Origin of the sequence: Bacillus sp. SRB_8 (assembly GCF_003264205.1) — a bacterium.
GTDB lineage: Bacteria > Bacillota > Bacilli > Bacillales > Bacillaceae_G > Bacillus_A > Bacillus_A mycoides.
The window spans coordinates 303594-327789 of sequence record NZ_NADT01000020.1 but is presented as its reverse complement, the minus strand read 5'-3'; the positions used below and the strand labels follow the sequence as shown (position 1 = coordinate 327789).

Sequence of the window (24196 nt, the reverse complement as noted above, 5' to 3'; positions counted from 1 at the left end):
TCTAGGTCCGGTCGCACCAGTAGCGCCCGTGTTACCTCTAGGTCCAGTAGGTCCAGTAGGTCCAGTAGGTCCTCTGCCGAACGAAGCTGAATTAACTAGAGTAGTTTGTAACTCTGCAATTAATTTAAGGAGTTCTTGGAGTGTACAAGGATCAATTCGGAATAACTTTGTAATGTAAAGTAAATAATTAATTAAAATTTGAAGTTCAACAAATACAGCACTTGCTACGAAGGTTGGATTTTTTAATATAGTTATTAAGTTTTTAATGATGGCTAATCCTTGTGCTTTCAGAGCGGAAGTAGTGTCTAGTGAACAGATGAATTTGCTTAGTAGGTGCAATGTATCTATTAGATTCTCAATGTTTTTGGGAGATGGATTGGCGAAAAGTTTAGGGATTATTTTTATTAAATCGTTAATGATTGCACGGAATGTTCTAATTTGCGCTTTAGTAATTGGAATCGTTGGGGTAGTTGGAATTCGTCCAGCGCTAGTTGGAAAGCATGGATTGGAGTATTTATTTTGATTGTCGTTAAAGCGAGACATTAAATCTCTCCTTTCTAATAAGAATGTGAACGAAACTCATCATAGTAGATGCAGAGAGTAGTTAAATGGTCATAGTGAAATGGATTCTTTCGAGAAAAAAATAAAAAAAACGCCTTATTATAGGGCGTTTTTTTTATTTTCAGCATATTGATAATATCGCTTTAGTGAAATTTTTGATTTGAAGCCAACTAATTTTATGATTTCTGGCTCTGGGGTTTGTTTTTTTATTAGGCGTAAAATAAACGTGTTCCGGAAATGTTGTCCAGAAATGCCTTTACGTAAATTCGCTCTTGCTACTTCAAGTCGGATCATTTTTTGGATAGCGATTTCAGTTAGTGCTTTTGGTGCATCGTTTTCGTATACCCATCTGTATGTTCCACGGTTAAAATCGAATGCAACAAACAACGGGTCATTACTATGGTATTTAGGACGAACTGGTTCTGGAATACTTTTATAATATGTGTACAGTTGTTTTTTGTCTTCGATTGCTAATGTGATTGTTCTTTCTACTCCTGCGGTTGCTGGAATAGAAAGTGTATTAGTTTCAAAATGAACGTGATGCATAGTTAATGCTGTAAGCTCTTGTAAGGATAGTCCGTAGTCGATTAATATACTTAAAATGGCGATATTACGATCCATTAATAACGGACGAACGGGACGTTGTTTTTCTGAAAGTCCTTCTAATGAAGTGACTATATGCTTTAATCTTTTTTCTTCATCGGATGAAATGAAATCTTCATTACGCAATGCACGGTTTGGTTGAATAGTAATTTCCATATCATTCAATGGATTTGGAATGTTAAGAAAATGATGCATTCTATTTAATACAATAAATACACGATGCATTGTTTTCTCAGAGTAGTGTCGATTCTTTTTTAAGTCTGAAAAGTAATCTTCATAGTCTTTTGTACAAAGTGTTGCCCATATATTACTGGAAGGGAGCTTTTTGTTTTTTTCTAACCAATGTCCAAAATCTTCAATGTCATAAACATAACGTTTAATGGTTGAAGACTTTCGGCCTTTATTCAATAAAAAAATAGAAAAGGCTTGTATTGTATCATGGAATTCCGTTGTTTCCATAGTCCCACCACCTTGATTATTTCTTATATTATAGCAAACTTTTCTGAAAATAGGCATTTGCAAGAGGGACTGGAATAATAATATTTGGTGAGTGGATAAAATGAGGTGATTGTATGGAACAATCGATGCGTAAGAAAAATAACAATCAAATTAATATTGTATTAAACCACCGAAAGAAAATTTCGTTACCGGCATCAGAAAATAAAACGGTAATTTCAAGTGAAACCACTACTAAACATGAGATGTTGCAGAGAATTGAAGAAGAGATGGGAAAGCTTGTTGGGATGGATGAAATAAAAAAGATAATAAAAGAAATTTATGCTTGGATTTATGTAAATAAAAAAAGACAAGAGATGGGGTTGAAATCTGAGAAGCAAGTGCTTCACATGTTATTTAGGGGGAATCCCGGTACTGGGAAGACAACCGTTGCTAGAATGATAGGGAAATTGTTGTTTGAGATGAATATTTTATCGAAGGGGCATTTAGTTGAAGCAGAACGTGCTGATCTTGTGGGGGAGTATATCGGTCATACAGCGCAAAAGACGAGAGATTTAATAAAAAAGGCCATGGGAGGTATTTTGTTTATTGATGAGGCGTATTCTTTAGCGCGGGGGGGAGAGAAGGATTTTGGGAAGGAAGCTATTGATACACTTGTGAAGCATATGGAAGATAAGCAGCACGGTTTTGTATTAATTTTAGCTGGATATTCAAGAGAGATGAATCATTTTCTTTCATTAAATCCAGGGTTACAATCTCGTTTTCCATTTATTATTGAATTTGCGGATTACTCGGTAAATCAGCTGTTGGAAATTGGAAAGAGAATGTATGAGGAGCGTGAATATCAGTTATCTAAAGAAGCGGAGTGGAAATTTCGAGATCATTTACATGCGGTAAAGTATTCGTCGCAAATTACATCGTTTAGTAATGGGCGATACGTACGGAATATTGTTGAAAAATCGATTCGTACACAAGCTATGCGATTGTTACAAGAGGATACGTATGATAAATATGATTTAATTGGGATATCAAGTATGGATTTAATGCTTGAAGAGGAGACGCACAGTACGTAAACTGTGCGTCTGTTTTTATGCATAAGTTCGTTTACTCTTTTTTTGCTTTTTCTTGGTGAGTTTTATGAAGACGTTCCATTTTAGCGCTCTTTTCGTGCGCTGAATTTGGATCATGTCCAAATTGGTTTACTGAGCTTTTTTGAGCTCCTTTATTAACATGGTTTGTCATTTGCATTCACCTCGCTTTAAAAATTAGTATAAACATTATGTAAAGAAAAACTCGTTAGAAAAGAAAAACCTCTTTACGATATGTAAAGAGGTTAGATTGCTATTTATGCATTGAGCGCTCCTTTGTATCGATGCGTCTATGCGGTAAATGCCATTTGTAATGAATAGAAACCATGCGGAAGCAAACAATTAAAATGAATAAGGTGTATAGAGCCCAATCGCTAACGATGACTTTAGCGCCAATCAAAAAACCGGCTAAAATCGTCCAAAACGCATATACATCAGCTCGAAGGACGAGAGGTTTTCTACGTGCTAAAAGATCACGAATAATACCGCCGCCAATGCCAGTTAAAACAGCAGCTACAATTGTAGCGCTAATTGGTAAATTTAATTTTTGGGCGTATAGAGCTCCTTGTACGGCGAACGCTGATAAGCCGATGGCATCTGTGATGTTTTCCCACTTTTTCCAATGCTTAATTAATTTATTAGGAAAAAGAAAAATGATCGTCATTGATAATAGTGCGATTTGGAATAACATGTCTTGTTGCCAAAACGCGACGATTGGATAACCGATTAATAAATTACGAAGGGCACCTCCCCCAAATGCGGTTGCCATTCCTAAAATATATACCCCGAAAATATCATAATCCTCTTCCATTGCAACAATTGCTCCGCTTAGTGCGAAAGCGATTGTGCCTATGATGCTAAAAATCTCCCATGCCATGAATTTTCTCCCCCGCTAACTAGATGAAATGTGCTTCCTCTGCTATTATATTAGAAGGTTTAAATTTCGAAAAGAATGAGTGAACATATTTGATGGAAGAAAAAGAAAAAATCATATTAGTTGGCTGTCAATTGCCACAAGATGATGATGAAAAATTTATGCATTCCATGAAAGAGCTTGCATCGCTAGCGAAAACTGCGCGAGCGGAAGTGTTAGTATCAACGACGCAAAAGCGCCCGAAGTTTCATCCGGCGACTTATATAGGAAAAGGTAAACTAGAAGAGCTTGCAGCGTTGACGGAAGAATTAGAACCAGCTGTTATTGTTTTTAATAATGAGTTAACACCAAGTCAAATTCGGAATTTATCTTCAGTATTAGATGCGAGAGTGATTGACCGAACGCAGTTAATACTAGATATTTTTGCGCAACGTGCGAAATCGAGAGAGGGTAAGCTTCAAGTAGAATTAGCTCAATTGCAATATACAATGCCGCGCCTTATGGGACAAGGTCTTGCTTTATCACGTCTTGGTGGTGGAATTGGTACAAGGGGACCAGGAGAGACGAAGCTTGAGACAGATCGTCGTCATATTCGATCTCGTATTGATGAAATAAAGAGACAACTAGCGGTAGTTGTGGAGCATCGAAAGAGATATCGTGAGAGAAGAAAAGATAATAAAGTGTTTCAAGTTGCGTTAATTGGGTATACAAATGCAGGAAAATCTACGTTGTTTAATAGATTAACGGAAGCTGATACGTTTGAAGAAAACTTATTGTTTGCAACGCTAGATCCGACGACAAGAAAGATGCCGTTACCTTCTGGTTATACAGTGCTTTTGACTGATACGGTTGGTTTTATACAAGATTTACCTACGTCACTAATTGCTGCTTTTCGATCTACGTTAGAAGAAGCTGGGGAAGCGGATGTTATTTTACATGTTGTTGATTCAGCAGATCCTAATTATGTAGGGCATGAGCAGACAGTAAAACAATTATTGTCGGACCTTGAAATTAATCGTATTCCTATTATTACGTTATATAATAAAAAAGATAAATTGCATCAAAACTTCATTCCATTTCCGAAAAGTGATTTCTTAATGACTAGTGCTTTTGAAGAAAGTGATTTATTGCGTATAAAAGAAGCGCTAGAAACGAAGATGAAGGAAGAAATGGATGATTATCAAGTGGAAATCCCTCCGAGTGAAGGTAGGTTATTAACGCTTTTAAAGACAGAAACAATATTAACTAAAATGGAGTTTCTAGAAGATAAATTTGTATATGATTGTACAGGGTATATATTTGCTCATTCATCGCTTAAGGGGCAATTAAAGAGATTTTTAGTGGAAGAAGGAGAAAATAATGTTTGATCGTTTGAAAAATGGAGAAAAAATTGCTCCAATCGTAAAAGAAGTAGAAAGTCAAATTATAGAAGTACATAAACATGTGGATGAAGTGATTGAGAGTAACCAATTTCGTGTATTAGAAAGTTTTCGTAAACACAAAATTAGCGATTCGCATTTTATTCCGACGACAGGTTATGGTTATGATGATATTGGTCGTGACACGTTAGAAAAAGTGTATGCTGATGTATTTGGGGCAGAAGCGGGTCTTGTTCGTCCGCAAATTATTTCAGGTACTCACGCAATTTCGACAGCTCTATTCGGTATTTTACGTCCAGGAGATGAACTGCTATACATAACAGGAAAACCATATGATACGTTAGAAGAAATCGTTGGTGTACGCGGAAAAGGTGTAGGCTCATTTAAAGAATATAATATTGGTTATAACGCAGTTCCGTTAACTGAAGAGGGATTTGTGGACTTTGAAGCTGTTGCAGCTGCGATCCATAGTAATACGAAGATGATTGGTATTCAGCGTTCAAAAGGATATGCTACTCGTCCGTCGTTTACTGTTTCACAAATTAAAGAGATGATTGCGTTTGTGAAAGAGATTAAACCTGATGTTGTTGTATTTGTAGATAACTGCTATGGCGAATTTATTGAAGAAGAAGAGCCATGTCATGTTGGTGCGGACTTAATGGCAGGCTCTCTTATTAAGAATCCTGGCGGTGGAATTGTTAAAACTGGTGGTTACATTGTTGGTAAAGAGCAGTATGTTGAAGCGTGTGCATATCGTCTAACATCTCCAGGAATCGGTGCGGAAGCAGGGGCATCTTTATACAGTTTGCAAGAAATGTATCAAGGTTTCTTCTTAGCGCCGCATGTAGCGGGACAAGCGCTAAAAGGTGCGATTTTTACAGCTGCATTTTTAGAAAAGTTAGGGATGAATACATCACCAGCTTGGAATGCACCAAGAACAGATTTAATTCAGTCTGTTCAATTTGATGATAAAGATCGTATGATTGCGTTCTGTCAAGCGATTCAATATGCATCTCCAATTAATTCTCATTTCACTCCATATGCAAACTATATGCCGGGTTATGAAGATGATGTAATTATGGCTGCGGGGACGTTTATTCAAGGTGCAAGTATTGAGCTGTCAGCTGATGGTCCGATTCGTCCGCCTTATGTTGCTTACGTGCAAGGTGGGTTAACTTATTCGCATGTAAAGATTGCGATTTGTTCTGCGATTGATGCGTTAATTGAAAAAAAACTATTAACAATTTCTTAAAGGAAAGCTGTCGATTTCGGCAGCTTTTTTCGTGTGAAAGTAATGATTTGTGCCATTAGAAAAAAATGAAAAAATTCACAAAAAAATCATGTAAGAAAAGCTAACATCTATTGACACTAAACATAACATGGTATAAAATGAGAAACAGTTAAGGCGAAGGAGGAACTGAAACAATGAAAGAAGATAGACGTTCTGCTCCGCTGTTTCCAATTGGTATTGTAATGGATTTAACACAATTATCTGCACGTCAAATTCGCTACTATGAAGAGCATAATCTTATTTTTCCAACCCGTACAAAAGGGAATCGTAGATTATTTTCATTTAACGATGTAGATAAATTGTTGGAAATTAAAGATTTGTTAGATCAAGGCTTAAATATGGCCGGAATTAAACAAGTATTGCAAATGAAAGAAAATCAAACAGAAGCAGTGAAAGTAAAAGAAGAAACGAAAGAAATTTCAAAATCCGAGCTTCGCAAAATTCTTCGAGATGAACTACAACATACAGGTAGATTTAATCGGACCTCATTGCGACAAGGTGACATTTCAAGGTTTTTTCACTAAAGATAACTGATTCTGAAGGTGTTTAGAGGGACTAAGGAGGAATTTATAATGGCTAGGTACACAAAAGAAGATATTTTCCGTTTGGCGAAAGAAGAGAATGTAAAGTATATCCGTCTGCAATTTACGGACCTTTTAGGGGTAATTAAAAACGTAGAAATTCCAGTGAGCCAATTAACAAAAGCTCTTGATAACAAAATGATGTTTGATGGATCTTCTATTGAAGGTTTCGTACGTATTGAAGAATCTGATATGTATTTATATCCGGATTTAGATACTTGGGTAATTTTCCCTTGGACAGCTGAAAAAGGTAAAGTAGCTCGTTTAATCTGTGATATTTACAATGCTGATGGTACTCCATTTGATGGCGACCCACGTAACAACTTAAAGCGTGTGTTAAAAGAAATGGAAGCATTAGGATTCTCAGATTTCAATCTTGGACCAGAGCCAGAATTCTTCCTATTTAAAGTTGATGAAAAAGGAAATCCAACACTGGAATTGAACGATAACGGTGGATACTTCGACCTTGCGCCGATGGATCTAGGGGAAAACTGTCGTCGTGATATCGTTCTTGAACTTGAAGAAATGGGCTTTGAAATTGAAGCATCTCACCATGAGGTTGCGCCAGGTCAACATGAAATTGACTTTAAATATGCAAATGCAATTCGCTCATGTGATGACATTCAAACATTCAAGCTTGTTGTAAGAACGATTGCTCGTAAACATGGTTTACACGCAACATTTATGCCGAAACCATTATACGGTGTGAACGGTTCAGGTATGCACTGTAACTTATCACTATTTAAAAATGGTGAGAACGTATTCTTCGATCAAAACGGTGATTTACAATTAAGTGATGATGCTCGTCACTTCATCGCAGGTATTTTAAAACATGCGCCAGCATTTACAGCGGTAGCAAACCCAACTGTAAACTCTTACAAGCGTTTAGTACCTGGATATGAAGCTCCATGTTACGTAGCATGGTCTGCACAAAACCGTAGTCCATTAGTGCGTATCCCTGCATCTCGTGGTATTAGTACACGCGTAGAAGTACGTAGTGTTGACCCAGCTGCGAACCCGTATTTAGTAATGGCTACATTATTAGCAGCAGGTCTTGATGGAATTAAAAATAAATTAACTCCACCAGCTGCAGTAGACCGTAACATCTACGTAATGACAAAAGAAGAGCGTGAAGAAGCAGGTATCGTTGACTTACCAGCAACATTAGCGCAAGCGTTAGTTACTTTACAATCTAATGAAATCGTATGTGGCGCATTAGGTGATCATTTACTTGAGCACTTCATTGAAGCAAAAGAAATTGAGTGGGATATTTTCCGCACACAAGTTCACCAATGGGAACGCGACCAATATATGTCTCTTTACTAAGAGGCTTAAACCCTTGACACATAACGTGTTGAGGGTTTTTTTATTTTGTGGGTAAAACACTTTTATTTGAAAGAGGAGTAATTCACCCACAAAACACCCACAAAAAAATCAAACTTACCCCAATACGTTATTCATATAAGCTTCAAACCCCGAAATGGAATCTTTATTAATTTTATCGCTGATATGAGAGTAAACGTTAGAAGTGATTTCTATACTCTTATGTCCTAGTCGATCTTGAATGTATTTCATACTTGCACCAGACTCTAATAAAAGAACTGCGTGGGTGTGTCGTAATGAATGTATTTCTAGTCTAGGTAAATTTGCTTTCTTTAGTATGCGTGAGAATGCATTGAACAATGTTGACTTCGGTAAGAACTTTCCATCTACCCTTGAAAAGACTAAATCTAATTCATGTTCATATGCATCTTGTAAAGCAAGCTTATTAGCATTTTGCCACTTTTTATGTGCGAGTAGCTCATCAACTAATGATTTAGGAATCATGATAGTACGTTTAGAAGTAAATGTTTTTGTATCTCCAAATAATTCTTCTTTTGTTTTAGCTGTAAAATCCAATGTTTTAGAAATAGTAATAGTATGTTCTTTTAAATTTATGTCTTTCCATTGTAAAGCAGCAGCTTCACCTTTACGCATACCTGTATTCAGAAGCGCTTTGAAAAAGATGTAATAAATATAGTTGTATTGATAAGAAGTCTTTAAGAAAAGGGGAATGTCTTCACTTCGCATATATTTTAGCCCTTCTCTTTCTTTGTTGTTCTTATTTGAAATAACTACTTCTTCACAAGGATTGCTTTCAATTTTTTTTAAGCTTACAGCCTTTTTCATAGCATTGTTCATTGTACCGTGAATAATTTGGACTGTTCGTTTACTGTACCCCTGATCAGTTAGGGAGTTAATAAATTTTTGATACATCATTGGCTTGAGTTCTTTTAGGTTCATATTTTGAAAGTAGGGGATGAGATGCTTTTCGATGTTACGTTCATGCAAGATAAAAGTGTTCTTCCTTACATTGTCTTGCTTAAATAATTTTAACCAGTCTCTAAGGTAGTGTTTTAACGAAGTAGGAGTAATCTCAACTTCTAAACCGTTTAACAATTTTTTCTCTTCTTCAGCAGCCGCAAGTTGAGCTTCCTTTTTCGTCTTGAATCCACGCTTTGATTTTTCTTTGTATTTTTGAGTATAAGGGTCTTTAAATCTTACTCGAAATTCCCAAACATCTCCGAATTTTCTGAAGCTAGCCATTATAACATTCCCTCTTTCTTTATAATTGTAAAGTGGCCAGATTAATCATCTAACCACTTCACGGGAGTTTCTTTATAACCCGAAACTTCATATTTTATTTCACCATCAACAATATGGATTTTTTCAACGATAGGGACCTTTTTAAATTCTTCTTGTTTAATGGTGTTTTTTTGTCTTTTTTCTCGTTCAGCGTTTAAATCAATAATCAAAATGTCTCACCTCCTTTTAGTAAGGCTTATAAAATTCTAACAGTTCAACTGGAATATTATTTTTGTATGCTATACATGCTTTTGTATCACCAGGTTGAATGGTCTTTTTATCAATTAACAAAAGCGCAGCAAACGTATTTGCTTCTATTTCTAATTTATCAACTGAAAAGAATGTATTCTTACGTAGAAAAGGTGTGTTTGCATGAGTGTGTAGGATTGCATGTCCTAATTCATGCGCACAAACAGTTCTTTGCATGGATGGAGACAAATGATTATTAATAACAATGAAACGATTTCTTTTTTCATATTTATAAAATCCGTTTATTTCTTCGTGTAAATCCCAGGTTAGTACATTTATCTTTAAACAATCTGCAAGCTCATAGGGGTTATTCGTGTTGTATTTTGTGCAAAGTTGTTGGACTAGATCTCTTATGACGAATTTCAATGTTTTCCCTCCTAAGCTCGCATCAGTTATCGTCGGTATTACGATATTTCTTAGGAACGTATTTTTTATTGATTACTTTGGTTTGTTTCACGATGAATTCCATTGCATCTAATAAAGATTCTACGGCTTCTTCGCTCATAGGCTCACCAGAGAACATTAATCCGTCTTCACCTTGAAGATCTCTTTTTATTTCTTCCATTCTTTTTTCGATATCTTTTTCATCCTTGGTAGTTAAATGCATTTGATTTGTTCTTCCAAGTAAGAAATCAGTAGTTACATTAAAGTGATCAGCTACTTTTTGAAGTCTATCTGCAGAGGGATAGGCTTTATCCCATTTTCTTATGGTTCCATTCCCGAAATCTAATTCTTTTTCTAATGAAGCTATGGATGTATCGTGGTTTTTACTCAAATTTTTTATTGTGTTCACTAAGCTCATTCTAATCACCTTCCGTGCTTACAGACGAAAAAGATTAGTCCACAGACTAAAAACAATGATTGACAATTAGTTTATAGACTATTATTATTAGTTTGTAAGCTAATTTGTTAGCTAAAAAGAGTATAAAAATTTATTTGTATTTTAGAAACTAATACTGAGGGAACTGTATTGTTTTGTATTTGTATACCTTTTTATAATTATAATTTAGCACACAGACTAATAGTGGTCAATAAATCAGCGAAAATATTCGCATTTCGAAAGGTGTGAACATCTAGATGAAGTATTCGAATTTTGGAATTGAGGTAAGAAAAGTATTGTTAGAGAGAGATTTAACACTAACAATATTAGCTTCTGAACTAAAAATATCAGTTTCATATTTATCAGATATTTTAAGAGGATCTAGAAAGGGTAAAAAACAAAAGAAAGCGATTGTTGAATTACTAGGATTAGATATATGCGAGGAGGATTTAAAGTGACAGAACAGTTAATGGTAGTAGAAGAAAAAGAAGAGTTGTTTGTAAAAGGTGATTGGGAAAGACTGGTTTTTATTAAGGATAATGAAGTCGTAACAGATAGTTTAACTGTAGCTGAAGTTTTAAAAAAACAACACAAACATGTATTAAGAGATATTAAAGTTCAGATGGAAAAGCTGGAAAGTGCAGGAGAAGAAAAATTTACTGAGTCCAACTTTGGGCTTAGCTTTTATAAAGATGTTACAGGACGAACTCTACAAAAAGTCGATATGACAGAAGATGCATTCACAATATTAATGTTTTCTTATAACACAATTGAAACGATGAAAATTAAGGTGAAGTTCATTGAAGAATTTAAAAGAATGAAAGCATACATTGAGAATCAATTAATTCTACCTACTGATACATTCGGTCAAATAGAGCTATTAGCTACAGGGGCTAGCAACTTAAATAAAAGAGTCTCTTCATTAGAACAGGTAGTTGAAAAGCAATTAACTGTAGATTACGGACAACAAAGAGTAATTGAAAAAACGAAAGCCAAACGGATTTATTTTTTATGGGAGAACGGACATGTAGATATTGAAGTACATAATTCTACTCGCAAGCTATTTGGATTACTAGGGCGTAATTTGAAAGATGCATTCAATGTGAATAGTTACCGTGACATTTTGAAGAAGGATTTCGAGGAAGCTTTGAATTTTATAAACGGCTGGAGACCAATGGTTTAAAAATAAGGAGGAAATAATTATGTTCAATGTTCAAATAGACGAGAATGTTGTGAAGGAATTATGCGTGGAAGAAATTCAAAAGAAGGTTAAAGAGTACGATGCTGAGTTAGCATTTTGGGATACTAAGGAGCTTAAAAAACGTGTATGTATGTCGTGGAATACAATTCAAGATCAGTTCTTCTTTGACCCACGGTTCCCAAAATTCAAAGTGGGTAAGAAATGGTATTTCCCAGCAAAACAAGTACAAGCATTTTTAGTTGAATGGGCAGAAGAAAGGATGGATTAATGATGTTTACAATTGATTACAACAATGTAAAAGTATCTGATTATCTTAGACTACTAGCCCATTATAAATTACCAAATAAAAAGCAGCGTCGATTAATTGAGAATAGGTTTGTATGTCTAAATGCTCTTTTTAAAAAGGTAGGTGAATCTAGTGGGGATTGAAAATTTAGTGTTACCCGAGGATGCTGAGTTAGCGAAATCATTACGTAATAAGAAGGAGAACTACATAAAGAATCAATTTTTGTTAACTCGTATTGCAAGTAAGAAAAATGTAGAGGGTAAAACCAAAGAATTCTATGAGACTTGTAAAGAGTATGAGGCATGTGGAGAAAAGGTCAAAGAGTGTGATAAGCAATTAAAGGAATTGATATTTAAAAAGAAAGAAAATGATAGAGTTCAGCTTGTTGTAGAGCGTATGCGAGAGGTTGGAATTAAAGAGGATGTTATTCAAAAGGTTTTATGTAAATAAAAAGAAACCCATAGCAGTGGGTTCCATTAAAAAACAAATCCAAAGTCAGTATATCACATGGGGTGATTACGTGGAAGAGACAATAGAAAATCAATTACTAAAAAAGCAGGTTGAAAAGGCTGTAAGTAGCTTGAAACTTATATCCACACAGGAAGCAGATAACTGTAGACAGTTAGATATAGATTATGTAATTACCATATTAACTAATAAACCGTATGGCAGTATACCGTTCTAGGAGGCTATAAAACTATGAAACTGTACGAACTAACAAGTAACTTTAATCAATTACAGCAAATGATTGAAGACGGGACAGATCCAGAAGTAATTAACGATACACTTCAATCAATTAGTGAAGCAATTGAAGATAAAGTACAAGGTGCAGCGTTATTGATTCGTAATATTGAAGCACAAGTTGAAGTGATTAAGGGAGAAGAGAATCGCTTGGCTGAACGCCGTAAATCTTTTGAAAACAGCTGTAAAAATATTAAGGACTATTTATATCATCAGATGATTGCTGTGGATAAAAGACGTATTAAAGGTGCATTGATAACAGTAGGTATTCAAAAAAATCCAGCAAGTCTTGAGATTGCAGAGGATGCAGTTATTCCACCGGAATATATGATTCCACAAAATCCAAAAGTAGATAAAAAAGCATTGTTATTAGCGATTAAGAATGGCATGAAGTGGAATGGTATTTCATTAAAACAAGGTGAGAGTGTGAGAATACGATGAGTGAAGCTAAAAATTACTTTGCAGAATTAGCATCTATTGACGTTAGTAAGCATGTAGAGAAGAAGGGGCGTTTCAGTTATTTGAGTTGGTCATGGGCTGTAGACCAGCTCTTGAAAAAACATCCTGATGCTACATGGCTAGTTGTTAGGTTTGATGAATTACCTTATATGAAGACAGAAGTAGGGTACTTTGTTGAAGTGGAGGTAACAGTAAATAACATCACACGTTCACAAATTCATCCGGTATTGGATAACTATAATAAACCAATCCCAAAGCCTACACCATTCCAAATAAATACATCGATTCAAAGGTGTCTGGCAAAGGCCATTGCACTACATGGATTAGGCTTATACATCTATTCAGGTGAAGATATTCCACAAGATGATGAACCAAAACAAGTGGATAAGCAATTGAATAGCGTTCCACAACAGGAGCAAGCAAGACAAGTAGAGGTTGCAAATGAACAAAGAATAAAAGCAATTCATGTGCAAATTAGAGAGTTATCAGAAGTGTATAACATGCCATTTGAAGAAACCAAAAACACTGTAAAACAGTCGTTAGGAATTCAATCTTTCAAAGGAATGACAGTTCAACAAGCATCCCAGTTACAAAAAACAATAACATCATGGTTAAACGAGGCGAAAGAAAAGCAACAGCAAGCACACTAGGCGGGTGACTGAAATGAAAACGGTAGTAAGAGATGGTTCAATGGCAATAGCTTTGAATAGAAGTTTAGGCACTCGGTATTTACGTGATAAAAGGTTATCTGAATTGCTTAAACGCTGTCGACGTTTAGAGAATGAAGGATTTGATTATTTATTTCCTATTCGACGAGTGTTAGAAACGATTAAACATAGAAATGATGAAAATCCCCATCTGTTTAAAGGGTGCTTTGTGATGGATCGTGACTGTGGATTCTACTATGAGGTTGTTATGAGGAAGGTGAAGGGATGAGTAATTTATTAATTCATGAAGAACCATTACTTGTTCTTCCAGGGCTGGCAAAAAAAATCGGATTGAATGAAGCTATATTTTTACAACAGATACACTATTGGTTAAGACGTTCCAAACATTCCTATGACGGAAGACCGTGGATTTACAACAGTATTCCAAAGTGGCAAGAACAGTTTCCTTTCTGGGGAGAATCCACCATTAAAAGAACCATTAAAAACCTTGAAAATATCAATGTATTGGTTATCGGGAATTATAACAAGAAAAAGTTTGATAAAACGAAATGGTACTCCATAAATTATGTGTTTCTTCGTCAGTTAGAATCGACCGACGATGAGGTCAAGTTGACCCCACGAGTAGGTCAAGTTGACCCGATGGAAGAGGTCAATTTGAACCGACCAATACCAGAGAATACACAGAGAGTAACAACAGAGACTACAGCAAAAGAATATATAGTTGAGATAGTAAACTATCTCAACGACGTTTGTGGTAGTAGTTATCGCTCAACATCTAAGAAAACACAGTCATTAATTAAAACTAGATTAATAGAAGGATTCACTGTGGATAACTTTAAAACAGTGATTGATATAAAGGCTAGAGAGTGGCTAAGAACAGAACAAGCAAAGTATCTAAGACCAGAAACATTATTTGGTACAAAGTTTGAAGGCTATTTACAACAAGGAAAGGTGGAAGGAAAACATGGCTCTAGTAAAGGTAACAGATATAGCAAAGACCCTTTCGAAGAAGATGATCTTCCTTTCTGATACATGTGAGGTTTGTAAAAAAGAACGTAAACGTACTGTTCGATTCATGAAGATAAATGGTGAAGTAGTTTGCCCAGTATGTAAGTTGGCAGAAGATAATCAAAAGCTAGAAGCGGAAATGAATGTATTCCGAGATCAGAAGGAACAGAGAAAACGTAAAAGTATGTTTTACGATAAGAGCTTGATTAAAGATGAAACAATTAAACTTGCTAGGTTCTCAACTTTTAAATCTGATTGTGAAGAGGATGAAAAGAATTACACCTTAGCAAAAAGAGCACTTGAGGATTATTTAAATGATGTGAGATTTAATTTAATTCTAGTTGGAAAAGTAGGTGCTGGTAAAAGTCATCTTGCCTATTCAATTGCTCATGAAATGAACGAGAATAGCGCAGGAACTGTTCTTTATGTTTCTGTATCGGAACTATTTGACTATATACGTTCTACGTTCAATGGGCAATCTGAGGAATCTGAGCATGGCATTGTTAATTTGCTAATTAGTGCAGATTTATTAGTTATTGATGACTTAGGTGCGGAACTAGGTGACATGGATGCTGCTGATCCAAAGGCAACTGCATTCGTGAATCGTGTACTGTTTAAAGTCTTTGATGGAAGGCAAGGAAAGAAAACAATCATCACAACAAACCTAACAGGTGAAGCTGTGATGAAAGCTTACGATGAGCGCATTACATCTCGTATGTTCAACACATACAGGCATATTGAGTTTAAGTATACAAGGGATAAGCGGAAAAGAAAGTTACCTTTTTAAGATGATGTAAAGGGGAGTTTTTAATGATTGAGACAATAATTGTGAAATGGTATTACGGACATTGTGATGCACATAATCGTTTAGAAGTGCATCCAAATGGAGGATGTATGGATAAAGACTTTCATGCTTTATGCCGCAAATGTAAAGAAGCTAGTTCAATGGTATTATCAGCTGCTCTTATAGAGAAACAAAAGAGGGATAAGCTTCTATGACCATTACTGTAATTCGTCCTGATGTACATATTTCAAGCGTTAGTAGTTGGGGAATGGTATTTACACCATCTCCGACAAACAACGCTGAATGGACATGTGAGGACTATAAAAATACTACGGGAAAACGGATTGAAGAAATGTTAAAGAAAGCGAAGGGGAAAGAATGAAAACATATACAGGATTTGAAGCGATTGAAAGAATGAAAGCGAATTGGATTAAAGAAAAGAATGATTTTTTTGCACACACATTAAAAAGAGGGAAACATGAGGTTTTAGGAATTAGTAGCCAGCGTATTGTGCCATCTGCAATCGGTATGAATTTCTTTTTTGAAAACGAGTTTGTAGATTATGAAAAGCCATTGAATTTAGAGTACGGTGAGATGTTCGTAATGGAAAGCTCAAATGGGAAATGGTACGGAATTTTAAAAGAGGAGAGTCAAACTAAGTATTACTTAATCATGGGGTTAAAAGTAGGAGAATATCGTTTCTATGAAAATGGATGTTCTTTCAAAAGATATCAGGGACGTACATTCCGAAAGGCAACAGATGAAGAGTTAGAAGAATTTGAGCGTTTCATGATGTTTTATAAGCAGGGCCGTAAAATGGACGAGTTTAAATTAGGTGATATTTGTGAACGTGAAGACGTCTTATATAAAGTAATTGTTCAGACTGAAGATAATAAGTTTGAGGGTGTTCTAGGGTGCGTAGCAATTAATGAGAAAGATGCACCAGTAAATTACTTTTCTGCAAAAAGCATGGAACCACAATTTTGTGTCGAGGACATGGTGGGGTAATTTTGCATCAACACATCATAGATCAACTGATTGATAGAGGTATTTATAAATCCAAGGACGGGCTTCGAGATTTGTTTGAATGCTCGTTTGAGGAGTTAGTGGAATTGTTGGAGGGAGAAGAGTGAGCTTTAAAAAGGAAATGGCAATCATTTTAGTCAGCTGGTTTTTAATCAGTGTGACTATATTCTTACTAAAATACAAACTTGGAGTGAACTTATAATGATTCAGTTACACACAATTACATCAGAAGAGAAGAAACAAAACTTTGATATTACGGAACTATTTGAAATGCAAAAAGAACTGGATAAACGAATTGGATATAAAGGAAATGACAAAATGGATATGTTGTTTCGTGCATTACTGGTGGAAATCAGTGAAGCGTGGAACGAAACTCGAGCGTTTAAGATGTGGAGTACAGGATTTGGAGTTCCTAAGAATGGACTATTAGAAGAGTTAATCGATGGTCTTCATTTTCTGATGAACATTGTAATCGAATTAGATAAATGTACATGGAGACATAAACTTATTCCATCGTTCAGTATGCAATCAATTATGAGAAAAGATACTAGCAATGTGAATATGCTGTTCGAATGGTATATGCAAGATGTGTTGACTGCAAAAAGGGCGTGGTGTCAGTACAGAGATTTAACCACAACAATGGGACATTTAAGACGAGCGTTTGGCATCTTCTTTCGTATTTGCTATTTGTATGGATTTACTTATGAGGACGTTATTGATTCGTATAAGGAGAAGAATGCGGAAAACTTTGAGAGACAGGATAAAGGATATTAATTAACTTTGAATTTTATAGAACAGCAGAATGAGGAAAGATGATTAGAGTATTAGCGAAACCCAACTCTAATCATTTCTTCATCTTTTATTTCAATTACGAATCTATATTCTTTATCTAATAGCCAGTAATAAAAACTGACTGCATCAACGTCCACTAGTGATTGGAATACTCTATCAAGATTTGTACTTACTACAGGGATCTCGTAGTTATCCCATATTATAAAAATCTGTTCATCAAAATCTAGTTGGTTGGCCCTAATAAGGGAAATTAGTTGTTCTTTGTTTGAAGCTATTAATTGATTGTCTATCTGTTCCCAATCTATTTTTCCAGATACGGTTATAGGAAGTAAATTAATTAAATTAGTAGCAATCTGCTGGCTTTTTTCCTGAGAGAAAATTAGAGTTTCGTCTCCTAAGGATTCAAGACATTCATTAAACAAGGGATTTGTATCATTTCTGCTTTTTGTTTTCAATGACTTTAACTTTTGTTGCATTTTCCATCGTCTTGAGGATCTATCATTCATTTTTATCATTCCTTCTACAATTAATTAGGAAGCAGTATAGCATATAAGGTTATTCCTTATAAAAATGAATTTCTTAAATATAAATTAAACAAAAGCGTTATTTGAATAGAAAATGACAGCTGGAAGGTCAAATGCTTACCAGCTGTCGGTGAGATAATTATTAAATTTTATTATTAAGTTTTTAATTTGGATTGTTGCTCTTATTTCGAGAAGAGATTGTGCCAACAATTGCTCCGGACATTGCGCCAATTAAAGTCATAAAAATTGCACTCCAAACTGCAAAAGACATAATTACACCTCCTAATAATAAATTGTAACTATTTAGAGTTGTTGTTTCTTAGCCTTTTAATAGAAATAATGATTGCAACAATTGTTAAGAAAATAAGAGGAGACCAAGAAAAAAAAGACACTTAGTATTCTCCTTTAAATATTTTTATAAACTAATTATCGCATATTTAGAAATTGAACATACAGAATATGTAATATTGCATATTGGAACTCAACAAAATAATCCTTGTAAAGAAATGGAGATTAATAAATGGGGAAAAGTCAACGAGATAAAGGAATGAGACGTGAAAGAGAATTTGCTAGTTTGATAGGCGGTGCTCGTGTACCGCTCTCTGGTGCCATGGACGGGTACTCAAATGATGTGAAGGGTTTAGGTCTTGAATGGGAAGTGAAAGCAAGGAAAGACGGATTCAAGACATTATACAACTGGTTGGAGGATGAACGTGAACAACCAGATGCTTTAGCAATTAAAGCTGATAGAAAACCTTGGCTGGTAGTTATGCCGTTGGATACATTTTTGAAAATGGTGAAGGAGTGAGAGTATGTTGGATATTGCCCTACCTGTTCTTAATAAAGAGCAGACAAAGAAGGATGTGCTTCAAGCTTTGAAAAAGTATCATCTATTTTTATCAAGTATAGAGGAAAGAGATATAGAGCGTGTACAAGATGGTAAGGTGATCGGCATGAGTAAAACAGTTTTAGAACGAATCAACTATATCCAAGAAATACGAAGAGGTGTAGAGAAGCTAGATGAGTGGGATAAGCAACTTATTGAGTTAGCTTATCTAGGGAAAGAGAAACCTAGTTGGATAAAAATGTGTAGGATATTGAATATGTCTCAGCCGGATTATTATAGAAAGAGGAATAGGGCTTTGTGTGAGCTTGCATATAAGCTGGGAATAGAGGTAGAAGAATAGTAAAACATTTGGTGGGAAAATATTATTAAAGAAGAATTATTTGAAAAATTTACGACTATTACGGGACTCAAAGAGGTTATATACGCTTCCTTTTATGGAGCTATATATGTAATGGTTTGAGGATTGGAGACCGTCAGAAGACATTTTAATTCAATCTAGGGAAACCTGTAAAAATATTTGTTATAGATACAATAAAAGAGACATATATCTACTTTCTTCAATAGATTTTTGAAATGGAAGTAGAGAGCTAAATAAAGAAGTAAAAGATGGTTTGTAACAGTAAAAAAAGAATTAGAAACGTTAAGTAGAAAGTATCAAGCATATAATAAGACCAAAAGATCCACCTGTTCATACAGGTGGATCTTTTGGTCTTATGCATTTTAAACGATTGGATTTATTGTTATGTTTTGCTCGAAGAGGTTTTTTATTTTTGTGAATCAGATAGACATAACACAGTTTAATATTCATGGTTTTTAAGATGGGATTTTCTAAAAAAATAGATTTTAAGTAATTGAAAATGAATCATCTTAAAATTCGTTTTTTTTAGATGATAACATTTATTGTTCGATAAAAAATTTAAAAATAAATATATTCCGACATTATTCGAAAGAAAACGACAAACTGATTTTGTTAAGCTTAATGTGTATAACTATTAAAAGGTTTTATAAATAAGCGTAATAAAATTATATAGGATAAATTATTGCGTATTTTCTGGAGGGAATTATTATGAATAATAATGTATTAATTATCTTTATACCCGGAATCATGGGGAGTACTTTAAAAAAACGTAATCGATTAATTTGGCCATGGAGCGATTATATACTAGATAGTTATGAGTATTTAAAAAAATTAGATGATAAGGAAATTTACTCCAGTAAAATCGAACCTTTTACATATCGAAAATTAATGAATAATCTGAAGGGTATTACAACAAATGTAATTTCTTTTCACTATGATTGGCGTCAAAATAATTTAAGTCACGTGGAAGATTTGAAAGAGAAAATAAGTGAAAAAAGTGAACAAGTTGATGAGATAATTTTAGTAGCCCACAGTATGGGGGGGATTATAGGGAAGCTACTATTAAATCAGCTGGATGAGGAAGCCTGGGCAGATAAAATTTCTAAGTTTATTACCCTTGGAACACCTTGGAATGGAGCTATGGATGCATATAAGACATTGAAATATGGTACATCAATACCAGATAAAATTATTAAAATAAAAGGAGCAATTCTTAATAAGAAAACATCTAAAGAAATCTCACCATACTTTCCAAGTATTTATCAACTACTGCCAAATGAAAATTATTGTGAATTAGCTAGCAGATTAGAAACCAAAACTCTAGTTTCGTACAGAAAAAATAATAGAAATTATTATAATCATGAGGAATTTTTTATTGATCATTTGAAGAACGATTTTGAGTTTTATAAACACAAATATAATGACGTATTTGAAGATTTCCATAGTTTATTAAGTAGAGATATACCTCAGCATATACAGCATTTTGAAATAATTGGGATCAGTAAACCAACAATTTCAGGAATAACTGAAAATACATTGGGAGAAGCTGAAGGGGATTTTAGAAATGGTGATGGTACAGTACCGTTATTTAGTGCACTATCAAATAGTCAAAATGCATATTTTGTTAATAAGGTTGGTCACCAAGATTTACCGAAAAATGGAGAGGTAATTCAATTAGTGGAGAATATTATTAATAATGTGGGAGGATTTGTTGAAAACGAGACTATTTTTAATAGTTTAAGTAGTCAATACAACAAAAAATTCAGTGGGAAAATTCTGAAAGTGGCTTGTCCAGTAGAAATTTCATTGGTAGATAAAGAAGGCCAAGTAATATATGGTGCCATTGAAACAATTGATGAGGAAGGTTTAAAGGAAATAGTTAATACGGAATATAATATTGAAGAAATAGGAGAAACTACTTATATAGTATTTGATGATGATGAAGGTACTATAGAGGACTTTGAAAAAATAATGATTCATGCGTACGATAAAGGACCTACTACTGTATCTATAGATGAATATGAAGAAGGAGAAAATGTTAAAAGAAATGCTTTTAAGGTGTTTGAAATAAACCCTGACATTGAAGCAGAACTTACTTTGTCATCTAATATAGAGGAGAACAAATTGTCTATTGAAGAATTTGGGAAAGAACCGGTTGCTATTGAGTCTAGCGTGGAAGTTTTAGTTGAGGACATTGAATATCCGAGTACCAAAATGAAGATTTTTGCTGAAAGATCAACTGAAATAGGAGAGCAAAGTGAAACCATTATTGCGAAGGGATATGTTAAAATAGCAATAGATAGTATTGAAAAAGGTTCATATGAAATTGATAGTACATTCATTAAAGTTAATGGGAAATTGATGGAAATTAAATTAGGAGAAGAAATAAGTTTAGATTTAAAAGAGAGAAATAATCGCATAGAATATTTTACTAAAGATATTTTTGGAAATGTGGAAGCTGCTAAGAAAATTGAAATCATATTATTGCCTAAGTTTTCTTTTAATGTAAATATAGAATTTTTACCACATCAGTATATTGTGGAAATAGAATTTAAAGAGTTTTATCGAAGCATTGCTGAGCAATTCGGAAAAGAAATAGGAGAATATGAAATAGTATATGATAATGATTCAAAAAGATTGGGTAATGATGTGTTTTATATTAACGAAACACGTAATATAGAGATTAAGTACAATAATATTCTTGGTGAAGAGGAGCATTATTGTATAGCAATTGATGAGAATATTATAACTTCTATATTTGAAGGGACTGCAGAGGAAAATAATTTGAAAGATTTAATCAATAAATATTTCCAACTGGAATCACCTAAAATTCACTTTATCATGCCTGAAGAAGAAGGAAGAGCTGGGTATTTTCGTAAAATAAATAATTGGAATATAACTAATTGCACTGATATTATAATTGAAAAAGATCCTCTTAATGTTAAAATCGCTAAATATAAAAAATATAAAATATATTTACAAAATTTTTCTGAGGATATTGTAATGAATTCTCAAAAAGTGTATCCTCTTAAATTCAAAGTAATTGATACAGAACGTCAAAAGGATATGAGAACTCTTGAATTGCAAATATTCAGCAAAGTCAAAGGGTTAAAGGAAATTATTCTTACAGATACAATTGACGTATATTTTAATGAAAAAGAAGATGTATATGTTGGGGATATAAATTTAGAGGAAGTAAATGATATAATTAAGCAGAATTGGAAAAAGGATGCTGCACCAGTTTTAGAAGTGAATATCAGTGAAAAAATTACACGGAATAGTCTAAGATCTCAAGACATAGATATTAGTATTGAAAACTAATTGGAAGGAGGGAAATGAAATGGCCATTTTAATAATAAATATTGCGTTATTTTCCCTCCTTGCTATTATTTATTTTATATTAAGAAAACGGATGGGAGAACATATTTTATTTGATATATCGTTTCTATACAAATATTTATATGTATTTTCCCCAATTCTGATTTTTATAGTGAATATAGTATATACTTTTATCTTTGAAAAAGAAGGCATATTGTATTCTTTTTTACCGTTATCTATACCATTTTTTCACTTTTGTTATAGAGCGGTATTAAACATGAAAAACGAGAAAGAATATTCGGAATTAGAGAATGTTATTATTCCGCTAGTTTTGGGGGAATTTAACAAAAAGAATCTTGGTATTACAAGCGAACAAATTAGTATTCAAATATTAGATCCAGAAGAAAGAGGTACAAAAAAACTTTTAAATATTGTTTTACATATAACAGAGAATAATCCACAAATTATAGATGTAAAAAATATTATTTCTAGGGAAACGAAAATGATGTTTCAATCAAGATATATGACAAAAGTTATAGTGAGAGAGCCTTATAAAAAAAAAGATAATGTAAAATACATTGTGAATTAAAGCTGAAAACACCATATACCTAAGAGGTATATGGTGTTTTCATTACTAATAGAGTATTTGATAAAAATTTGATAAGAATTATACAGACTCTTCATATATTATTAAACTTGTAATAAGAACTGCCACGGAAATGGTACTGTATGTTGTTTCTTGATTTATCTAAATTTCTCGGGCTAGGGCAATTAATTATAGTTTACTCACGAATAAACGTAAGTAAGGGTCCGACCAACGAGGGAGAGGGTTACACCTCTCTTTGAGCCGAGGATGTTCCTTCCGAATGTCCAATTGCTAATCATACTTTCCTCGGTTCAAAGAGGCGTGGGGCACCTCAACACTTTATTTCTCTCTTGAACTTTACCAAACTAATTAGAAGCATCAGCTACACTTACCGATTTGTGTCTATGAGGAACGGTTTTCCGTTTCTCTGACTATATAAGTAGTAAGTTACTTGTGTAGTGAGAGAAGCGTAGAAATTAAATATGAAAGTAATAAAAGAACACTGTTATGTAGAGAAGTACAGTCTATATACGGTGTTCTTTTTTGTTTATAAGGAGGATAGGTTATGCAGGATTTGATTAAGCAATATAACACAACTTTAAAGCAATTGAGAGAAGCGCAGAAGGATGCTAAAGAGGAAGATGTAAAGATTCTAACTGATATGATTAGCGACATTTCTTATTCCTTAGAATGGATGAAAAAGGCGAGAAGACCAGGAAATCGTAGAGGGGTTGAAAGGTTAGCTGCGTATCAGAGGGAAAGAGCATGTGATTCGTTACTCATGCAAAGGTATTTTCGTAGCATGGATGATAACTTATATGAGTGGGATAATCATCAGCAAGAGCATTCAATTGGTGAATGGGATAAGGTAAGGCTAGAAGATGCGTTGTCATTGCTAACAGAACGGGAAAAAGAAGTGTATCTCATGTCTCGAGGATATTGTTTAACATACAGGGAGATTGCTAGATATCTAGACATTACGTGTAGTACGGTACAGTCTATGATAGAACGTGCTGAAAAGAAAATAGCAAGACAGATAAATGAGAGCCTCTTCTGCAATTGTGGATGAGG

At 34.2% G+C, this 24196-nt stretch carries 33 protein-coding genes; 24 read left to right on the top strand and 9 right to left on the bottom strand.

Translation table 11 applies throughout. The annotated features are described in order from the left end of the window. A partial coding sequence (locus tag B5P40_RS20025) for a collagen-like repeat preface domain-containing protein (RefSeq protein WP_142936367.1) occupies positions 1 to 543 on the bottom strand: 543 nt, incomplete at its 3' end. 117 nt (positions 544 to 660) lie between these two features. Continuing rightward, complete coding sequence (locus B5P40_RS20020) at positions 661 to 1623, bottom strand: tyrosine-type recombinase/integrase (protein ID WP_002128613.1); 963 nt, start codon at positions 1621 to 1623, stop codon at positions 661 to 663. Positions 1624 to 1736: 113 nt separating this feature from the next. On the opposite strand from B5P40_RS20020, the gene spoVK reads away from it, so the two are divergent. Continuing rightward, the gene (spoVK, locus tag B5P40_RS20015; protein WP_002014481.1) at positions 1737 to 2693 is read left to right on the top strand and encodes a stage V sporulation protein K; all 957 of its coding nucleotides are present in this window, start codon (positions 1737 to 1739) and stop codon (positions 2691 to 2693) included. Between the two features lie 31 nt (positions 2694 to 2724). Here the strand turns inward: spoVK and B5P40_RS32885 are convergent, their stop codons facing one another. Together B5P40_RS32885 and B5P40_RS20010 are read right to left on the bottom strand one after the other, a co-directional pair. After that, positions 2725 to 2862 carry a hypothetical protein gene (locus tag B5P40_RS32885; RefSeq protein WP_002087943.1) on the bottom strand — a complete coding sequence of 46 codons (138 nt, stop codon included), beginning with the start codon at positions 2860 to 2862 and terminating at the stop codon, positions 2725 to 2727. Positions 2863 to 2961: 99 nt separating this feature from the next. Then, positions 2962 to 3585 (bottom strand): trimeric intracellular cation channel family protein, encoded by a 624-nt coding sequence (locus tag B5P40_RS20010; protein ID WP_002014478.1) that lies wholly within the window; start codon positions 3583 to 3585, stop codon positions 2962 to 2964. A gap of 92 nt (positions 3586 to 3677) precedes the next feature. Between B5P40_RS20010 and hflX the strand changes: the two genes are divergently transcribed. The 4 genes from hflX (at position 3678) to glnA (ending at position 8159) form a co-directional block, all read left to right on the top strand. Next, the gene (gene hflX, locus B5P40_RS20005) at positions 3678 to 4949 is read left to right on the top strand and encodes a GTPase HflX (protein ID WP_002069969.1); all 1272 of its coding nucleotides are present in this window, start codon (positions 3678 to 3680) and stop codon (positions 4947 to 4949) included. Continuing rightward, positions 4942 to 6213, top strand: coding sequence for a methionine gamma-lyase family protein (locus tag B5P40_RS20000; RefSeq protein WP_002190425.1), 1272 nt, complete (start codon positions 4942 to 4944; stop codon positions 6211 to 6213). The genes hflX and B5P40_RS20000 overlap by 8 nt, the downstream gene beginning before the upstream one ends. 173 nt (positions 6214 to 6386) lie before the next feature. Further along, entirely contained in the window at positions 6387 to 6776 is a 390-nt protein-coding gene (gene glnR, locus B5P40_RS19995) for a transcriptional repressor GlnR (protein WP_002014475.1), read from the top strand. A gap of 48 nt (positions 6777 to 6824) precedes the next feature. Continuing rightward, the gene (gene glnA, locus B5P40_RS19990) at positions 6825 to 8159 is read left to right on the top strand and encodes a type I glutamate--ammonia ligase (protein ID WP_002014472.1); all 1335 of its coding nucleotides are present in this window, start codon (positions 6825 to 6827) and stop codon (positions 8157 to 8159) included. A 114-nt stretch (positions 8160 to 8273) separates the two neighbouring features. Here glnA and B5P40_RS19985 read toward each other — a convergent pair whose 3' ends face one another. From B5P40_RS19985 to B5P40_RS19975, 4 genes are read right to left on the bottom strand one after another with little or no spacing between them, the layout of a single operon-like run. Next, the gene (locus B5P40_RS19985; protein WP_113709732.1) at positions 8274 to 9419 is read right to left on the bottom strand and encodes a tyrosine-type recombinase/integrase; all 1146 of its coding nucleotides are present in this window, start codon (positions 9417 to 9419) and stop codon (positions 8274 to 8276) included. 41 nt (positions 9420 to 9460) lie between these two features. Beyond that, entirely contained in the window at positions 9461 to 9628 is a 168-nt protein-coding gene (locus B5P40_RS32880; RefSeq protein ID WP_181462956.1) for a hypothetical protein, read from the bottom strand. Positions 9629 to 9644: 16 nt separating this feature from the next. Next, positions 9645 to 10073 carry an ImmA/IrrE family metallo-endopeptidase gene (locus tag B5P40_RS19980; protein ID WP_098204355.1) on the bottom strand — a complete coding sequence of 143 codons (429 nt, stop codon included), beginning with the start codon at positions 10071 to 10073 and terminating at the stop codon, positions 9645 to 9647. 22 nt (positions 10074 to 10095) lie between these two features. After that, positions 10096 to 10509, bottom strand: a complete 414-nt coding sequence (locus tag B5P40_RS19975) for a helix-turn-helix domain-containing protein (RefSeq protein ID WP_113709731.1) — start codon at positions 10507 to 10509, stop codon at positions 10096 to 10098. A gap of 275 nt (positions 10510 to 10784) precedes the next feature. Between B5P40_RS19975 and B5P40_RS19970 the strand changes: the two genes are divergently transcribed. From B5P40_RS19970 to B5P40_RS19905, 14 genes are all read left to right on the top strand, one after another. Beyond that, positions 10785 to 10985: a helix-turn-helix domain-containing protein gene (locus B5P40_RS19970; protein WP_113709730.1), complete on the top strand. Its 201-nt coding sequence runs from the start codon at positions 10785 to 10787 to the stop codon at positions 10983 to 10985. Beyond that, the gene (locus tag B5P40_RS19965; protein ID WP_113709729.1) at positions 10982 to 11710 is read left to right on the top strand and encodes a Rha family transcriptional regulator; all 729 of its coding nucleotides are present in this window, start codon (positions 10982 to 10984) and stop codon (positions 11708 to 11710) included. Before B5P40_RS19970 ends, B5P40_RS19965 begins: the two co-directional genes overlap by 4 nt. Positions 11711 to 11729: 19 nt before the next feature. Next, the gene (locus B5P40_RS19960) at positions 11730 to 11996 is read left to right on the top strand and encodes a hypothetical protein (RefSeq protein WP_000483547.1); all 267 of its coding nucleotides are present in this window, start codon (positions 11730 to 11732) and stop codon (positions 11994 to 11996) included. A 150-nt stretch (positions 11997 to 12146) separates the two neighbouring features. Then, positions 12147 to 12464: a hypothetical protein gene (locus B5P40_RS19955; RefSeq protein WP_113709728.1), complete on the top strand. Its 318-nt coding sequence runs from the start codon at positions 12147 to 12149 to the stop codon at positions 12462 to 12464. 249 nt (positions 12465 to 12713) lie between these two features. Then, positions 12714 to 13196 (top strand): siphovirus Gp157 family protein, encoded by a 483-nt coding sequence (locus tag B5P40_RS19945; RefSeq protein WP_113709726.1) that lies wholly within the window; start codon positions 12714 to 12716, stop codon positions 13194 to 13196. Continuing rightward, positions 13193 to 13864, top strand: a complete 672-nt coding sequence (locus tag B5P40_RS19940) for a DUF1071 domain-containing protein (protein WP_113709725.1) — start codon at positions 13193 to 13195, stop codon at positions 13862 to 13864. The genes B5P40_RS19945 and B5P40_RS19940 overlap by 4 nt, the downstream gene beginning before the upstream one ends. A 13-nt stretch (positions 13865 to 13877) precedes the next feature. Beyond that, the gene (locus tag B5P40_RS19935) at positions 13878 to 14150 is read left to right on the top strand and encodes a hypothetical protein (RefSeq protein WP_113709724.1); all 273 of its coding nucleotides are present in this window, start codon (positions 13878 to 13880) and stop codon (positions 14148 to 14150) included. After that, positions 14147 to 14911, top strand: a complete 765-nt coding sequence (locus B5P40_RS19930) for a conserved phage C-terminal domain-containing protein (protein WP_113709723.1) — start codon at positions 14147 to 14149, stop codon at positions 14909 to 14911. The genes B5P40_RS19935 and B5P40_RS19930 overlap by 4 nt, the downstream gene beginning before the upstream one ends. Beyond that, a complete protein-coding gene (locus tag B5P40_RS19925) occupies positions 14847 to 15677 on the top strand; it encodes an ATP-binding protein (RefSeq protein WP_113709722.1) in 831 nt (276 codons plus the stop codon). Before B5P40_RS19930 ends, B5P40_RS19925 begins: the two co-directional genes overlap by 65 nt. A gap of 23 nt (positions 15678 to 15700) precedes the next feature. Continuing rightward, entirely contained in the window at positions 15701 to 15889 is a 189-nt protein-coding gene (locus tag B5P40_RS19920; protein ID WP_113709721.1) for a hypothetical protein, read from the top strand. Further along, complete coding sequence (locus tag B5P40_RS32875; protein WP_081806672.1) at positions 15886 to 16056, top strand: hypothetical protein; 171 nt, start codon at positions 15886 to 15888, stop codon at positions 16054 to 16056. The genes B5P40_RS19920 and B5P40_RS32875 overlap by 4 nt, the downstream gene beginning before the upstream one ends. Then, positions 16053 to 16682 carry a hypothetical protein gene (locus tag B5P40_RS19915; protein ID WP_113709720.1) on the top strand — a complete coding sequence of 210 codons (630 nt, stop codon included), beginning with the start codon at positions 16053 to 16055 and terminating at the stop codon, positions 16680 to 16682. The genes B5P40_RS32875 and B5P40_RS19915 overlap by 4 nt, the downstream gene beginning before the upstream one ends. Beyond that, entirely contained in the window at positions 16658 to 16807 is a 150-nt protein-coding gene (fbpA, locus tag B5P40_RS19910) for a Fur-regulated basic protein FbpA (RefSeq protein ID WP_309252108.1), read from the top strand. The genes B5P40_RS19915 and fbpA overlap by 25 nt, the downstream gene beginning before the upstream one ends. A gap of 94 nt (positions 16808 to 16901) precedes the next feature. Further along, complete coding sequence (locus B5P40_RS19905; RefSeq protein WP_113709719.1) at positions 16902 to 17474, top strand: dUTP diphosphatase; 573 nt, start codon at positions 16902 to 16904, stop codon at positions 17472 to 17474. Positions 17475 to 17524: 50 nt separating this feature from the next. Here the strand turns inward: B5P40_RS19905 and B5P40_RS19900 are convergent, their stop codons facing one another. Beyond that, positions 17525 to 17998, bottom strand: a complete 474-nt coding sequence (locus tag B5P40_RS19900; protein ID WP_113709718.1) for a CDI toxin immunity protein — start codon at positions 17996 to 17998, stop codon at positions 17525 to 17527. Between the two features lie 538 nt (positions 17999 to 18536). On the opposite strand from B5P40_RS19900, the gene B5P40_RS19895 reads away from it, so the two are divergent. From B5P40_RS19895 to B5P40_RS19875, 5 genes are all read left to right on the top strand, one after another. Then, positions 18537 to 18824 carry a hypothetical protein gene (locus B5P40_RS19895; protein ID WP_113709717.1) on the top strand — a complete coding sequence of 96 codons (288 nt, stop codon included), beginning with the start codon at positions 18537 to 18539 and terminating at the stop codon, positions 18822 to 18824. Between the two features lie 4 nt (positions 18825 to 18828). Next, on the top strand, positions 18829 to 19203 hold the full coding sequence (locus B5P40_RS19890; protein ID WP_113709716.1) for a DUF1492 domain-containing protein: 375 nt from the start codon (positions 18829 to 18831) through the stop codon (positions 19201 to 19203). Positions 19204 to 19929: 726 nt separating this feature from the next. Beyond that, complete coding sequence (locus B5P40_RS19885; RefSeq protein ID WP_113709715.1) at positions 19930 to 22542, top strand: lipase/acyltransferase domain-containing protein; 2613 nt, start codon at positions 19930 to 19932, stop codon at positions 22540 to 22542. A 19-nt stretch (positions 22543 to 22561) separates the two neighbouring features. Next, positions 22562 to 23128, top strand: coding sequence for a hypothetical protein (locus tag B5P40_RS19880; RefSeq protein ID WP_113709714.1), 567 nt, complete (start codon positions 22562 to 22564; stop codon positions 23126 to 23128). 562 nt (positions 23129 to 23690) lie between these two features. Then, positions 23691 to 24194, top strand: coding sequence for a sigma-70 family RNA polymerase sigma factor (locus tag B5P40_RS19875; protein ID WP_113709713.1), 504 nt, complete (start codon positions 23691 to 23693; stop codon positions 24192 to 24194). Positions 24195 to 24196 lie beyond the last annotated feature (2 nt).